This window comes from Halorubrum amylolyticum (assembly GCF_004114995.1).
GTDB lineage: Archaea > Halobacteriota > Halobacteria > Halobacteriales > Haloferacaceae > Halorubrum > Halorubrum amylolyticum.
In genome coordinates, this window is sequence record NZ_SDJP01000001.1 from 100,583 (window position 1) to 113,907 (window position 13,325).

13 protein-coding genes and 1 pseudogene are annotated in these 13,325 nt (G+C 70.6%); 8 read left to right on the forward strand and 6 right to left on the reverse strand.

Going from position 1 to position 13,325, the window contains the following annotated elements:
• Window positions 1-14 precede the first annotated feature (14 nt).
• Window positions 15-623, forward strand: coding sequence for a DUF7504 family protein (locus ESO89_RS00475; RefSeq protein WP_128903732.1), 609 nt, complete (start codon window positions 15-17; stop codon window positions 621-623).
• A 31-nt stretch (window positions 624-654) separates the two neighbouring features.
• On the opposite strand, the gene ESO89_RS00480 is transcribed toward ESO89_RS00475, so the two are convergent.
• Window positions 655-1,257 (reverse strand): hypothetical protein, encoded by a 603-nt coding sequence (locus tag ESO89_RS00480; protein ID WP_128903733.1) that lies wholly within the window; start codon window positions 1,255-1,257, stop codon window positions 655-657.
• A gap of 117 nt (window positions 1,258-1,374) precedes the next feature.
• On the opposite strand from ESO89_RS00480, the gene glmM reads away from it, so the two are divergent.
• The gene (glmM, locus tag ESO89_RS00485) at window positions 1,375-2,739 is read left to right on the forward strand and encodes a phosphoglucosamine mutase (protein WP_128903734.1); all 1,365 of its coding nucleotides are present in this window, start codon (window positions 1,375-1,377) and stop codon (window positions 2,737-2,739) included.
• A 49-nt stretch (window positions 2,740-2,788) separates the two neighbouring features.
• Here the strand turns inward: glmM and ESO89_RS00490 are convergent, their stop codons facing one another.
• The 4 genes from ESO89_RS00490 to hemC form a co-directional block, all read right to left on the reverse strand.
• Window positions 2,789-3,187, reverse strand: a complete 399-nt coding sequence (locus ESO89_RS00490) for a hypothetical protein (protein ID WP_128903735.1) — start codon at window positions 3,185-3,187, stop codon at window positions 2,789-2,791.
• 179 nt (window positions 3,188-3,366) lie between these two features.
• Window positions 3,367-4,149, reverse strand: coding sequence for a uroporphyrinogen-III synthase (locus ESO89_RS00495; RefSeq protein ID WP_128903736.1), 783 nt, complete (start codon window positions 4,147-4,149; stop codon window positions 3,367-3,369).
• Window positions 4,146-4,970, reverse strand: a complete 825-nt coding sequence (gene cobA, locus ESO89_RS00500) for a uroporphyrinogen-III C-methyltransferase (RefSeq protein ID WP_128903737.1) — start codon at window positions 4,968-4,970, stop codon at window positions 4,146-4,148. The genes ESO89_RS00495 and cobA overlap by 4 nt, the downstream gene beginning before the upstream one ends.
• Window positions 4,963-6,159, reverse strand: a complete 1,197-nt coding sequence (gene hemC / locus ESO89_RS00505; RefSeq protein WP_128903738.1) for a hydroxymethylbilane synthase — start codon at window positions 6,157-6,159, stop codon at window positions 4,963-4,965. Before hemC ends, cobA begins: the two co-directional genes overlap by 8 nt.
• Before the next feature lie 41 nt (window positions 6,160-6,200).
• On the opposite strand from hemC, the pseudogene ESO89_RS00510 reads away from it, so the two are divergent.
• The 5 genes and pseudogenes from ESO89_RS00510 to ESO89_RS00530 form a co-directional block, all read left to right on the forward strand.
• Window positions 6,201-7,115, forward strand: a pseudogene (locus tag ESO89_RS00510) (cell division control protein Cdc6); the annotation flags it as partial.
• 315 nt (window positions 7,116-7,430) lie between these two features.
• Window positions 7,431-8,708: an aminotransferase class V-fold PLP-dependent enzyme gene (locus tag ESO89_RS00515; protein WP_128903739.1), complete on the forward strand. Its 1,278-nt coding sequence runs from the start codon at window positions 7,431-7,433 to the stop codon at window positions 8,706-8,708.
• Between the two features lie 302 nt (window positions 8,709-9,010).
• Window positions 9,011-9,592, forward strand: coding sequence for a response regulator (locus tag ESO89_RS00520; RefSeq protein ID WP_128903740.1), 582 nt, complete (start codon window positions 9,011-9,013; stop codon window positions 9,590-9,592).
• 73 nt (window positions 9,593-9,665) lie between these two features.
• Window positions 9,666-10,088: a Fe-S cluster assembly sulfur transfer protein SufU gene (sufU, locus tag ESO89_RS00525; RefSeq protein ID WP_128903741.1), complete on the forward strand. Its 423-nt coding sequence runs from the start codon at window positions 9,666-9,668 to the stop codon at window positions 10,086-10,088.
• Window positions 10,089-10,189: 101 nt separating this feature from the next.
• Window positions 10,190-10,855 carry an Sjogren's syndrome/scleroderma autoantigen 1 family protein gene (locus tag ESO89_RS00530; protein ID WP_128903742.1) on the forward strand — a complete coding sequence of 222 codons (666 nt, stop codon included), beginning with the start codon at window positions 10,190-10,192 and terminating at the stop codon, window positions 10,853-10,855.
• 10 nt (window positions 10,856-10,865) lie between these two features.
• Here the strand turns inward: ESO89_RS00530 and ESO89_RS00535 are convergent, their stop codons facing one another.
• The gene (locus ESO89_RS00535; protein WP_128903743.1) at window positions 10,866-11,459 is read right to left on the reverse strand and encodes a class I SAM-dependent methyltransferase; all 594 of its coding nucleotides are present in this window, start codon (window positions 11,457-11,459) and stop codon (window positions 10,866-10,868) included.
• Between the two features lie 104 nt (window positions 11,460-11,563).
• Between ESO89_RS00535 and ESO89_RS18335 the strand changes: the two genes are divergently transcribed.
• Window positions 11,564-13,264: a hypothetical protein gene (locus tag ESO89_RS18335; protein ID WP_164932721.1), complete on the forward strand. Its 1,701-nt coding sequence runs from the start codon at window positions 11,564-11,566 to the stop codon at window positions 13,262-13,264.
• Window positions 13,265-13,325: the final 61 nt, after the last annotated feature.

Sequence of the window (13,325 nt, forward strand, 5' to 3'; positions counted from 1 at the left end):
CTCAAGCCAGACACATGACCGTGCTTCCCGACGCTGTCCGCGACGCCGACAGCGTGCTCGTCACCGGGCCGCCGATGAGCGGGAAGTACGACCTGTTCAACCGACTGCTGGCCGAGTGGTCGACCGGACCGGTCGTCATCTCCACCGGCCGCACCGCGGAGAAGGTCCGCGGCGACTACGAGTCGATCACCGGCGAGGACGGCGACGACGTGGTCGTCATCGACTGCGTCACCCACGAGCAGGGCGACAAGCGCGACGACACGCCGACGACGAAGTACGTCGCCAGCGCCGGCAACCTCACCGACATCGGGATCAAGTTCACCGACGTGGTCGAGTCCTCGGCCGGCCGCGACCGCGCCGTCGGCGTCTACTCGCTGTCCCAGCTGCTGATGTACTGGGACCCCGAGCGGATCTACCGGTTCACCCGCGTGATGACCTCCCAGACCTCGGGAGAGGGGTGGCCGTTCGTCGGCGTGGTCAACTCGACCGCCCACGACGAGCAGGTGGTCCACACCCTCCACGAGCCGTTCGACGTGATCGTCGAAACCCGCGTCGAGGGCGACGATCGCGAGTTCCGCGTCCGCGGCCGGGTCGGGAAACCCTCCGAGTGGACCGCGTTTTAGGAGTTCGGCCGTTCGTCCGACGCTCTCGCCGTCATCCCACCAGCTCGAACTCGGCGCCGAGCGGCGGGGCGTCCGGGACCCCCCAGTAGACGAACCGATACGTGCCGGCGCCGAGCGGCGGGCACACCTCCAGATCTCGGTCGGGGACCGCCGACGCGATCGCCGCCTCCTCCAGGTCGATCGACCAGATGTACGCGCCGCTCGGATCGAGCGTCTCCTCGGCTCGGGGAAGCTCGACCGCCTCGCCCCCGGTCGAACCCCTTACGTCGAGCCACCCCTCGCCCGTCTCGCGCTGGAGCAAGTAGGCGTGCTTGCCGAGGACCGTCGCCGCCTCCTCGCCGGTGTTGCGGAACACGAGCCGCATCGACTGGCCGTACGTCTCGGCGTTCCCCTCCGTCGCCAGCTCGAACCGCGTTCCCGCGGCGTCGACGATGGTCCCCTCGACCGGCTCGTCGAAGGGGGCCGTCAGCCGGACGAACGCGTCGTCCTCGCAGGTCAGCGTCTCCGGGACCCCACCGGGACCCTGCGGGCCGTCGCCCGCGGAGAAGTCGAGACACCCGGCGACGCCGACGCTTCCGGCGGCGGTGAGGGTCGCCGCGCTCGTCGCCAACAGATCGCGTCGCGTGCGCTTCATGCGACCCGTTAGAGCGCGGCCCGCTTGAACCGCACGCGTCGGCTCCGACCGTGTTAGCCCGTCTCGCTTCCGCCCCGGTTCGGAACCGATTTCCCGTCGGCCGGCGCATGGCCGCCCATGGAGCTGTTCGGATCCAGCGGCATTCGCGGGGTCGCGCTCCGGTACCTCACGCCGGAGCTCGTCCTCAACATCGCGAAGGCCGCCGGCACGACCTGGGACGCCGACCGGGTCGCCGTCGCCCGCGACACCCGCACTACCGGCGAGCTGTTCGCCAACGCCGCCGCGAGCGGGCTGGCCGCCGTCGGCTGCGACATCGACCGGCTCGGCGTCGTCCCGACGCCCGCGGTCGGGAACTACTGCGAGTCGGCCGGCGTCCCCTGCGTGCTCGTCACGGCCTCGCACAACCCCAAGGAGTTCAACGGGGTCAAGCTCGTCGGCGACGACGGCGTGGAGCTGTCGGTCGACGTGCTCGAACGGGTCGAGCGGCGGGTCCTCGACGACGACTACGACCACGCGGACTGGCGGACGGCGGGCGCGACGACCCGGGTCGAGGGCGTCGTCGACGACTACGTCGACCAGCTGATCGACGCGGTCGACGCCGAGGCGATCGGCGACGCGGACCTCACGGTCGCGGTCGATCCCGGCCACGGCACGGCGTCGGTGTCGTCGCCGCGGATCTACCGCGAGCTCGGCTGCGAGGTGCTGACCGTGAACGCGACGCCCGACGGCCACTTCCCCGGCCGGGACTCGGAGCCGGTCCCGGAGAACCTCGCCGACCTCCGACGGCTCGTCGCGACCACCGACGCCGACGTGGGGATCGCCCACGACGGCGACGCGGACCGGGCCGTGTTCGTCGAGGAGGACGGCGCGTTCGTCGACGGCGACGCCTCCTTCGCGGCGATGGCGGACGCCTGCCTCGACCCCGGCGACGCCGTCGTCAGCGCGGTGAACGTCTCGCAGCGGCTCGTCGATGTCTGCGACGTCAACGACGCGGACCTCGAACTCACGCCCATCGGCGCGACGAACATCATCACGCGGACCCGCGAGCTCCACGAGGAGGGGACGAACGTCCCCATCGCCGGCGAGGGGAACGGCGGGGTGTTCTTCCCGCCGTACCGGCTCTCGCGGGACGGTGCCTACATCGGCGCGCGCTTCCTCGAACTGCTCGCGGACGCGGACGGGACGCCCGTCAGCGAGGTCGTCGCACCGTACACCGACTACCACTTCGTGCGGCGCAACGTCGAGTACGCGGACGACGACGAGCGCGACGAGATGCTGTCGGCCGCGCGGGCCTACGTCGAGACCGCGGACGCGGAGCCCAACACCACCGACGGCTACCGGCTCGACTACGGGGACGCGTGGGTGCTCGTACGCCCCTCCGGCACCGAGCCGAAGATCCGGATCTACGCCGAGTCCGCCGACCCCGACCGCGCCGAGCGGCTCGCGACGGACATGTACGTCGCGGTCGAGAGCGGGCGGTAGCGGCGGCTACTCGCAGCCGTGCTCAGAGAACTGCGGCGACGCCGCCGGCTCACTCCGAGACGGCCGACGATGCCGGCTCGGTCGAGCGTTTCGCCCACCGCACCGCGGCCGCGGCGTCGTTGAACGGCTCGACGCTCGCCCCGTCGACGTCGACGGTCCGTTCGAGGTAGCGTCGCTTGGACCGTTCGGCGGCGATCGCGAACCGCGTCGCACCGCGCTCGGCGGCGTCACGCGCGGCCAGCCGGAGCGTCCGCCGGCCCGCGTCCGAGCAGGGGCGCGTCGTTCGGACCACGAGGACGACCGCGTCGACCGATCGCTCGGCGGCGAGCGTCCGCCACCGATCGAGCAGCGCCTCGCCGTCCGACGGGGAGAGGCCGGTCCCGTGCGGGAGTTCGACGACGAGCACTCCGCCGTCGACCCGCATCGACCACCGCTCGCTCGGTTCCATGCGAAGCGTTCGCACCCGCCGGCTGATAAACGTACCCTCCGAGATATCAGAATTGATATTACCAAGCATTGCAGCTATGCCGAGACGAAGAAATAGCCGGTCTGCCGCCCAGACCGATTGATTCCGCTCGGTCGTTTCGGTATCGGTTCTGAGATTCGCCGATGGATCGCCCCGGTGGTCTACCCGTCGGTCGCCTCGACGACGGCCCTCGCGAGCGCCTCGAAGTCGGCGTCGTCGGGGATCACGCCGACCTCGATCCCGTGTTCGGCGGCCGTCTCCGCGGTCGGCGGACCGATCACGCCCACGACCGCGTCGTTCAGCCCGTCGACCGCCGCCTCGCGGACCCCGCGCTCCGCCGCGGCGTCGAGGAAGTGCGTCACCGTGAGCGACGAGGAGAACGCGGCGGCGTCGAGGTCGCCCGCGGCGGCCAGCTCCGCGGACTTCCCGGCCTCTTTCGGGCGCGTTAGCCGGTAGAGCACCGTCTCGGTCACGGTCGCGCCGGCCTCGCGGAGCCCCGCTAAGAGCACGTCGCTGCCGTGGTCCGAGCGCGCCACCTCGACGCGCTCGCCGTCGACGCAATCTTCCAGCGCCGCCACCAGTCCGGCGGAGGTGTACTCGTCCGGGACGAGGTCGACGGTCCAGCCCGCCGCCCGCACCGCCTCCGCGGTCGCGGGGCCGATGGCGACGAGCGTCGCGTCCTCCGGCTCCCACCCCGCCTCGGCCCCGAGTTCGACGCCCGTCTTGCTCGTGAGGACGACGTAGGGTGCGTCACCGGGCGTCGCCCCTGTCGGCTCGACCGCGAGCATCGGGTCGGCGACCGGGTCGGCGCCGAGCGACGCCAACAGCGTCTCCGCGTCCTCGATCCGCTCGTCGGCGGGGCGGAAGACGGCGACGCGGGGACCGTCGGGGTTGCCGCCGCTCACGCCAGCCGCGCCGCTTCCGCCGTCGCTCTCGTCGCTCATCCGTCGTCACCCCGCTTGCCGTCGTTCCGGAGGAACTCGACGACCCGCTCGCGCGTCGCGGCCACGTCGCCGATCACGGTGATCGCCGGCGGTTCGATCCCCGCCTCGTCGCGCGCGTCGACGACGGTGTCGAGGGTGCCGGTCGCGACGCGCATGTCGGGCCACGTCGCGCGCTCGACCAGCGCGACCGGGGTGTCGCCGGCGAGGCCGGCGTCGCGGAGCCCCGCGGTGTACGCCTGGAGCTTGCCGACGCCCATCAACACGACGATGGTGCCGCCGGTCGCGGCGAGCGCGTCCCAGTCGACCGCCGACTCCTCCTTCGTCGGGTCCTCGTGGCCCGTGACGAAGGAGACGGAGGAGGCGTGATCGCGGTGGGTCACCGGAATTCCGGCGACCGCGGGGCCCGCGATCGCGGAGGTGACGCCGGGGACGACCTCGAAGGGGACACCGGCCTCGGCGAGGTATTCCGCCTCCTCGCCGCCGCGCCCGAAGACGAACGGGTCGCCGCCCTTCAGGCGGACGATCGACTTCCCCTCCCGCGCCAGCTCGACGAGGCGCCGGTTCGTGTACTCCTGCGGGGTCCACTCGCCGCCGGCGCGCTTCCCCACGTCCTCGCGCTTTGCCTCGGGAATCCGTCCGAGGATCTCCGGGCCGGGGAGCTTGTCGTGGAGCACCACGTCGGCCGACTCGATCAGCTCGGCGGCCTTCACCGTCAGCAGGTCCGGGTCGCCCGGGCCGGACCCGACGAGGGAGACGGTGCCGGTGTCGTCGGTGCCGACTCGTTCCTCGGTCGCCGTCACCGCCTCGTCCCTCTCACTCATCGTCCGCCTCCTCCTCAGTCCCTTCCCGGGTCCCCTCGTCGGCCTCGGCCTCGGTCTCCTCGCGCGCCGCCTCGATCAGGTCGGCGGCCCCCCGGTCGGCCAAGTCCGCCGCGAACTCCTCGGCGGCCTTCGCGTGCGACCGGATCGAGAGATCGCGGGTGTCGGCCACCTCCTCGGTGCCGTCGGTCGAGAGCACGCGGACGCGGGTGTGGACGTGCTCGCCCTGCACGAGCGCCGAGACGCCGATGGGGGCGACGCAGCCCCCGTTGAGTTCGCCGAGGATCGTGCGCTCGACCGTGACGGCCACCCGGGTCCGCGGGTGGTCGACCGCGGAGCGCACGTCCTCGATCACGTCCGGATCGGTCGCGGTGACGGCGATGGCGCCCTGCCCGGCCGCGGGGACGAACTCCTCTCGGGGGAGCCGCGTCGTCTCCACCTCGTAGAACAGCTCCGAGCGCCGGAGCCCGGCCTCCGCGAGCACGATGGCGTCGTACTCCGTCTCCACCTTCCGCTCCATCGCCGAGCGCTCCAGATCGGAGAGCGAGTCGAACCACTCCTCGACGGTGCGGTCGAACTCCTCGTCGATGTCGTCGCTCTCGTCGTCGCCCTCGCCGCCGTCTCCGCCCTCGCCGCCGTCTCTGCCCTCTTCCGCCGTCATCGCGCTCTCCTCGCCCGAGGCGATCAGCCGACGCTCGTGTTCCGCCTGCAGGCGGGGCGCGAGCAGCTTCTCGATCCGGGTGTCGACGTTGCCGCGAAGGGGCTTGACCACGAGGTCGGGGCGCGCGGCCTTGATCTGGGCGGTCCGCCGGAGCGACCCGGTGCCGACCACCGAGCCCGCGGGGAGATCGTCGATGCCGAGGCCGTCGGGGTGGACGAGCACGTCGCCGGAGGGCGCGCGCTCGGGGACGCCGGCGATCACCACGTCGTCCATCCCCTCGGTGGGCACGTCCTTCAGGGAGTGGACGGCGAGGTCGGCGTCGCCGTCGAGCATCTCCTCGTCGAGCGCGCGCACGAACGCCCCCGTCCTGCCGAGGCGGTGGATCAGCTCGTCGGGGATCTGGTCGCCGCGGGTCTCGACGCGCCGGAGTTCCACGTCGCGTCGGCGGCTCGATAGGGCGTCGCGGACGGTCCCGGCCTGCCGGAGTGCCAGGTCCGACCCGCGCGTCGCGAGCCTGAGCGTATCGGTCATACCCGAACCGAGGTCCCCCGCGTTCAAAAGCGCACTAGTTCGGCCGTGACCTGAAGCCATTTATGGTCGTTCGACAACTGGTCAACCGTCTGTTACCCGAAGAGGCCAGCAACTTCCCGAAGCGGGGTCTCGGCACGGGCGACGCGTTCGACGAACTGAACACACAACTCGATCGGATCGGTGGAACTCATCTTTTCGTTATCGACGAAATCGACCACCTCGACGATGCAAACACACTCTTGTACGAGCTGCCGCGGGCACGCGCGAACAATTACATCTCGGAGGCACTCGTCGGTATCGTCGGCATTAGCAACGACTACACGTTTCGCCAGTCGCTGTCGCCGAAGGTCAAAGACACGCTGATGGAGACGGAGATCTCGTTCAGCCCGTACGACGCGGGCGAACTCCAAACGATCCTTCGTCACCGGGCGGAGAAAGCGTTCGTTGACGGTGTCTGTGACCAGTCGGCTATCGCGAAGGCGGCGGCACTCGCCGCACAGGACATGGGGAACGCACGGCAAGCAATCGACTTTCTCCGTGTTGGATCCGAAGTCGCAGAACGGGAGGGTGACCGACATGTGATCGACGATCACATTGAGCGGGCACGGACGCTCGTCCAGCGGGGCCGTCTCCAGAACAAGATCCGTGATCAGACCGAGAACGCCCAGTATATTCTCGAAGCGATCGCTACGCTGGCCAAGGAAGATGAACTTCCGGCACGATCCAAGGAGGTCCAGACGGTATACGAGACCGTTGCCGACGCCCACGGGGCGTCACCGTTGACGACGCTAAAAAGCGTGCAGGACCACCTCTCCGATCTCCATATGCTCGGCTTTCTCATCCGGCACGAACAGAATCAGGGCCGAAGTGGCGGACAGTACTACGAGTACGAACTGGATCTCGATCCGAACATCGTTGTCGAAACACGGAAGAAGATCGCTGAGCAGACCCGCTGAGTGGGTTTTTTGATCGTAAGTCTGCAAGTAGATACAGAACCGAAGAACAGACGAAACGTACTCTCCGTATTTCACAGAACAGACGAAACGTACTCTCCGTATTTCACAGAACAGACGAAACGTACTCCCTTAGTATGTGGACGAGATCACTTTCGAGTCTAGCGAAGAACACACGAAACGTACTCTCTTGTATGAGAGGTCACAACGGGGTTGATAAGGCCGAACCGGCTGTGAGGTTCACCAAATACACCTCCGAGACACTGGCAACACGTACCGGACCGAAGGTGTGTTAGTGCTCGGGACCCAGATCCGGGTATGGGAGTTCAGGAACAGTACCCGTTCGACGTCGAGGCCGTCCGCGCCGATTTCCCGATCCTCGACCGGAAGGTCGGCGGCGATCCGGAGTCGCCGGGCGAGGGCGCGGGCGACGACACCCCGCTCGTCTACCTCGACAGCGCGGCGACCTCGCACACGCCGGACGCGGTCGTCGACACGATCGCGGACTACTACCGCGGCTACAACGCCAACGTCCACCGCGGGATCCACCAGCTGAGCCAGGAGGCCTCCGTCGCCTACGAGCGGGCCCACGACACCGTCGCCGACTTCGTCGGCGCGTCGGGCCGCGAGGAGATCGTCTTTACGAAGAACACCACGGAGGCGATGAACGTCGTCGCGTACGCGTGGGGGCTCGAGGAGCTCGGCCCGGACGACAACGTCGTCCTCACGCAGATGGAGCACCACTCGTCGCTGGTGACGTGGCAGCAGATCGGCAAGCGCACCGGCGCCGACGTGCGGTTCATCGAGGTGAACGACGAGGGGCGGCTCGACATGGAGCACGCTGCAGAGCTCATCGACGACGACACGCAGATGGTGTCGGTCGTCCACGTCTCGAACACGCTGGGCACGGTCAACCCGATCCCCGAGATCGCGGCGATGGCCCACGACCACGACGCGTACGTCTTCGCGGACGGCGCGCAGTCGGTGCCGACTCGACCGGTCGACGTCGACGATCTCGGCGTCGACTTCCTCGCCTTCTCCGGCCACAAGATGTGCGGTCCGACCGGCATCGGGGCGCTGTACGGCCGCGAGGAGATCTTAGCGGAGATGCAGCCGTACCTCTACGGCGGCGACATGATCCGGCGCGTCTCCTTCGAGGACTCCACGTGGGAGGACCTCCCGTGGAAGTTCGAGGCCGGCACGCCCTCGATCGCGCAGGGGATCGCGTTCGCGGCCGCGATCGAGTACTTGGAGGCGATCGGCATGGAGAACGTGCAGGCCCACGAGGACCTGCTGGCGGAGTACGCGTACGACGAGCTGACCGCCCTCGGCGGCGTGGAGATCTACGGCCCGCCGGGCCACGACCGCGGCGGGCTCGTCGCGTTCAACGTCGAGGGCGTCCACGCCCACGACCTCTCCAGCATCCTCAACGACTACGGCGTCGCGATCCGCGCCGGCGACCACTGTACCCAGCCGCTCCACGACGAGCTGGGCGTCGCCGCCTCCGCGCGCGCCTCCTTCTACCTCTACAACACCGTCGAGGAGGTCGACGCCCTCGTCGAGGCCGTCGGCGAGGCCCGCGATCTGTTCGCGTAGGTCTGCCGGACCGTCCCGGATCGCGTTCGACCTCGCGCCGACAGCACGCCCCGGCCGACAGCACGCCTCGCCGTCGTCGGGCTCGGTTCCGCTCTCGGCCCGCTCCGGTCCCGCGGTTTCGGCTTCCGTGTCGCTTCCGCTCCGTTCACTCTCCGCTGACACTCCGCTATCGGCCGATACGGGCCGTGACAACGGTGATCGCGCAATGATTAATATCCCGCCGCCCGACACATCAACTGAAGAAGAATAACAACGCACGTTGTGTCTCCCTTCGACGAGCTGTCGCCCGCCACCCAACCCACATGACTGACGACGAACAACCCGCCGTGTCCGACCCTGCAGAGACGAGTTCGAAGACCACCGCGACCGATCCCGCCGGCTCCACCGATCCCGCCGGCTCCACCGGCTCGGTCGGTCCGGACGACGGTTCGATCGTCTCCGACGGCGGGCCGATCGCGGTCCTTCACGTCGAGCCCGATCCGCGGTCGACGGAGCTGCTGGCGGCGTTCGCGGAGCGCGTCTCGGACCGCCTGTCGGTCCGGTCGGTCGACCGGCTGGACGCGGCGTATGACGCCGTCGACGGAGCGGACTGCGTGATCACCGAACAGCGGCTCCCCGACGGGTCCGGCGTGGAGCTCGTCGAGCGGCTCCGCCGCGAGGGGCGAACCCTCCCGGTGGTGTTCCACACCACCTGTCGCGAGGCCGGGGCGGAGGCGCGGGCGTTCGGCGCCGGCGCGGACGCGTACTTCGAGAAGCGGTCCGAGCGCGGGCAGTACGACCGGCTCCTCGACCGCCTCCTGTCGATCGTGGCCGACCGCCGTTCCCGCCCCTCGGCGACGACCGCCGCGGGCGGATTCCCGGAAACGACCCGGTCGGAGGAGTAGCCCTCTCGTCCCGACGGAGCCCTCTCGTCCCGACGGAACCCTTTTGACTCGCACGGACCTACTCGTGACCGATATGGGACTGGGCTCGGACATGTACCGGCAGCAGATCCTCGACCACTACAAGAACCCGCGCAACTACGGGGAACTCGAGGACCCCGACTTCACGCACGTCGGCGAGAACCCCTCCTGCGGCGACACGATCCAGATGCAGGTCGCCCTCGACGACGCGGGCGAGACGATCGACGCGGTGCGGTTCACCGGCGACGGCTGCGCCATCTCGATGGCCTCGGCGAGCATGCTCTCCGAGCGCCTTCACGGGATGTCGATCGAGCAGCTCGACGCGCTCGACACCGACGACGTCACCGAGATGCTCGGCGTCGACATCTCCCCGATGCGCGTGAAGTGCGCGGTGCTCGGCCGGCAGGTCGCGCAGGACGGCTCGAAGATCCACCGCGGCGAGCTCGACCCCGACGACCGCACGAAGACCGAGGAGTAGGCTCTCCGTCCGCCCGTCTCGCCCCTCCCCGCTTGCCTCGATCGGCTCCGCCCCGTCCCGAGCCCACCGGACTTTTGCTCGTGAGCCACGTTCGTCCCCGTATGAGCGACGGGTTCGACAAGGAGGCCGAACGCGAGAAGCTCCGCGAGAAGTTCGCGGAGGACGAACAGGAGCGCGAACACACCCAGCGGATGTCCGAACTGCTGTTGCAGGGCGCGACGATGACGAACCGCCACTGCGACGACTGCGGCGACCCCATCTTCCGCCACGACGGGCAGGAGTTCTGTCCGACGTGTCAGGCGACCGGGTCGGGCGAGGAGGCGCAGGCGGACTCGCCGGCGGACACACGGGGTGACTCGCCGGCGGACGCGCAGACCGCCGACGGCGACGAGATCCCGCCGCGGGGAGACGCCCGAGACGCGTCGGCGCCGCCGGCGCGGTCGTCCCCCGCAAACGCGAGCCGAGACCCGAGGGACACGGGCGCCACGAGCCGGAACCCGAGGCGTCCGACTGCGGCGGAGCAGAGCGCCGTGAACCCGAAGGCGGCGTCGTCACCGGCGAACGCCGAGGAGTCCGGCGGGGACCCGACCGCGACCCCGCCGACCGACCCCGCCGGATCGGGGACCGTCGCCGACGCCCGCGCGTCGCTGACGCGGACGCTGGCGCGGTTCGCCCGCGCGGCCGAGGAGACGGACGACCCGCGGCGCGCCCGCGACCACCTGCGGGCGGCCCGCGAGGCGGCGGAGGCGCTGGCGGCGCTGGACTGACCCCGTTACCTCAGCGCTCGAAGACGAGCCCGTAGTGGTACGGCGGGAGGTCGACCTCCCGCGCGAGGCGCAGATCGCTCGCGTCCTCGACGGCCCGACGGGTCGCCTCCGGCGGAACGCGCAGGTCGGTGGGCGGCCCCCGGGGTTCGCCGCCGATCGCCGTCTCCTCGCGCGGCATATCGCGCCAGTTCACCACGGCGAACCGGCCGTCGACGGCGAGCGCGGCGGCGACGCTCTCGACGAACGCGGCGCGGTCCTCGATCCCGTGGAACGCGTTCGCGAGCAGCGCGAAGTCGGCGGGCTCGGGGAGCAGCTTCGGGAGCGCCCGCGCGTCCCCCTCGACGGGGGCGACGTTGTCGATCCCCTGATCCGCCGCGAGCGCGTCGAGATCGGCGAGCAGCGACCCGTCGATGTCGACCGCGTACACCGTCGCCGGATCGGCGATCCGCGCCGCGGGCAGCGCGAAGTACCCGTTTCCGCTGCCGACCTCGACGGCGCGGTCCCCGGGCGCGAGCCCGAGCCGCCGCAGGGTGGCGCCCGGCGTCGGCCACACCCGTCCCCACCAGTCCCAGTCCGGCTGTCCCGTGTTCCGGAAGCGGTCCATGGCCGGACGTGGGACGCAGGGCGAGTTAGCGATTGGGATCGCGTACCACCCGTCACCTCGCACGGGCGACAGGTCTTTACCCCAGTCAACAACACATGGCTCGTATGGACGTGGACCGCTTCGAGGGAGTCCAGTCGGCGATCGCCGGCCGGACCGAGCTGGCTTCCGAACCGGGGGCGGCCGCGGTCCCCTTCGAGGCCGTCGAGGGTGTCGGGGGCGTCGTCGGCATCACCGGGGAGTCCGGGACGACGCTGCTCGTCGCCGCGGTCGGGGCCGCGGTGCTTCTCGCCGCCGCGGCCGGGGCGTTGGTCGCGTACCGCCGCCGGAACGCCGGCTCGCTCGGCGGGCCGTCGGGGTCCGCGCGTGGCGACGGCCCCTCGGGCGGTGTCGGCGGTGCGACCGCGGCGAGCGACCCGGAGGCGAGCGAGCCGAGGGAGACGAACGGGGCGGACGAGGAACGCGAGCCGAACGCGGAACACGGACCGAACGCCGGCGACGCGAGCGCGGCGTTCGACGACCGGGTCGGCGAACGGACTCTCGACCGACTGGAACCGGCCGCGCCGGACGCGGTCGCGCGGGTCCGCGACCGGTTCCCGCTCGACCGGAACGCGGGACCGGGCACGGTCGACGCGATGGAGCGCGACCTCCGACAGGCGATCGAGGACGCGCTCGACGAGGGACGGTTCGACCCGACCGTGACCTCGTCGCTCGGCGGGACCTACGACGTGGTGAACCTGCCGGGGCGGTTCCGCGAACTGACGGTCCCGCCCGGCGGCGAGACGGTCCACGTGGCGGACTTGGAAACCGTCGTCCGGGACGCGCTCGCCGACCGCGGCCTGCACGAAACCGCTCGGACCGTCGCGGCGGTCCACGAGCACTGTCGCGACATCGAGTCGCACGTCCGCCGCCGGGAGGAGTCGTACCTCGACGAGCGGCACGAGGCGGAGCGCACCCTCGCGGACGTCCGGGAGATGACCGACCGCTTCGACGGCGCGCTCGCCGACCGGGTGCGGGAGTTCGTCGTCGACGGGCGCCACCAGGCGCTTCCCGGAGTCCGCGATATCGAGCGCCGGCTCGACGCCGCGGACCGGTCGCTCCACGCCTGCGCGTTCGACGACGCCGACCGGGCGGTCCGCGACGCGCGGCGGGCCGGCGACGACCTGCTGCTGGCCGTCGACTTCCTCGGCGGCGTCACCGGCACGATCGACCACGGGAGGGGCCGCGTCGGCGTCCCGGACGGCGTGGCCGACGCGTTCGTCGACGACCTCGTCCCGATCCTCGACCGGCAGTACGCCGTGGGGGTCGAACGCGACGGGGACGAGCTCGTCGTCACCGGCGGTAGAGGGTCCCCGCAGTCCGGCGGTGAGGGACGCTCGCGGTCCGGCAACGACGCGTCCTCCGCCCCCGGTGAGAGGGAGTCCGGTTCCGGCCGCGAGGCGTCTGACGCCTCCTCGTCGATCGGATCGGCGGGCGGAACGGGGCGGGAGGAGAGCGGGGGCCGCGAACAGCTCACGCCGGACGCGGTCGCGGACGAGATCCTCTTCGTGCTCCGGGAGCTCGACGGCCGGGGCGGGAGCGGCGCCGTCGAGTGCCAGACCGAACGGCTCCCCGACGCGGTGGCGCGCCGCGAGGTGATCGAACCGCTGGCGACGTTCTGCCGGCGACAGACGGACCTCGTCGCGTCGGTGACGCTACAGGAGAACGCGCCGCCCGGGTTCTTCGAGGTCGAGTTCAGCGAGGGGACCGCCGCGTCCGCCGGTCTCGACGCGCTCCGGGATCGGTTCACGGAGCGACACGGGGGGTAGGCGGGAGGGAGCACCGGCAAAATCGTGTCAGGTTCCGGCAACGAAAACGGGCGCAACCGGC

Bases quoted from the DNA above. Each gene is read 5' to 3' on its own strand.
- ESO89_RS00475 (WP_128903732.1), top strand. From the start codon at position 15: ATGACCGTGCTTCCCGACGCTGTCCGCGACGCCGACAGCGTGCTCGTC.
- ESO89_RS00480 (WP_128903733.1), bottom strand. From the start codon at position 1,257: ATGAAGCGCACGCGACGCGATCTGTTGGCGACGAGCGCGGCGACCCTC.
- glmM (WP_128903734.1), top strand. From the start codon at position 1,375: ATGGAGCTGTTCGGATCCAGCGGCATTCGCGGGGTCGCGCTCCGGTAC.
- ESO89_RS00490 (WP_128903735.1), bottom strand. From the start codon at position 3,187: ATGGAACCGAGCGAGCGGTGGTCGATGCGGGTCGACGGCGGAGTGCTC.
- ESO89_RS00495 (WP_128903736.1), bottom strand. From the start codon at position 4,149: ATGAGCGACGAGAGCGACGGCGGAAGCGGCGCGGCTGGCGTGAGCGGC.
- cobA (WP_128903737.1), bottom strand. From the start codon at position 4,970: ATGAGTGAGAGGGACGAGGCGGTGACGGCGACCGAGGAACGAGTCGGC.
- hemC (WP_128903738.1), bottom strand. From the start codon at position 6,159: ATGACCGATACGCTCAGGCTCGCGACGCGCGGGTCGGACCTGGCACTC.
- ESO89_RS00515 (WP_128903739.1), top strand. From the start codon at position 7,431: ATGGGAGTTCAGGAACAGTACCCGTTCGACGTCGAGGCCGTCCGCGCC.
- ESO89_RS00520 (WP_128903740.1), top strand. From the start codon at position 9,011: ATGACTGACGACGAACAACCCGCCGTGTCCGACCCTGCAGAGACGAGT.
- sufU (WP_128903741.1), top strand. From the start codon at position 9,666: ATGGGACTGGGCTCGGACATGTACCGGCAGCAGATCCTCGACCACTAC.
- ESO89_RS00530 (WP_128903742.1), top strand. From the start codon at position 10,190: ATGAGCGACGGGTTCGACAAGGAGGCCGAACGCGAGAAGCTCCGCGAG.
- ESO89_RS00535 (WP_128903743.1), bottom strand. From the start codon at position 11,459: ATGGACCGCTTCCGGAACACGGGACAGCCGGACTGGGACTGGTGGGGA.
- ESO89_RS18335 (WP_164932721.1), top strand. From the start codon at position 11,564: ATGGACGTGGACCGCTTCGAGGGAGTCCAGTCGGCGATCGCCGGCCGG.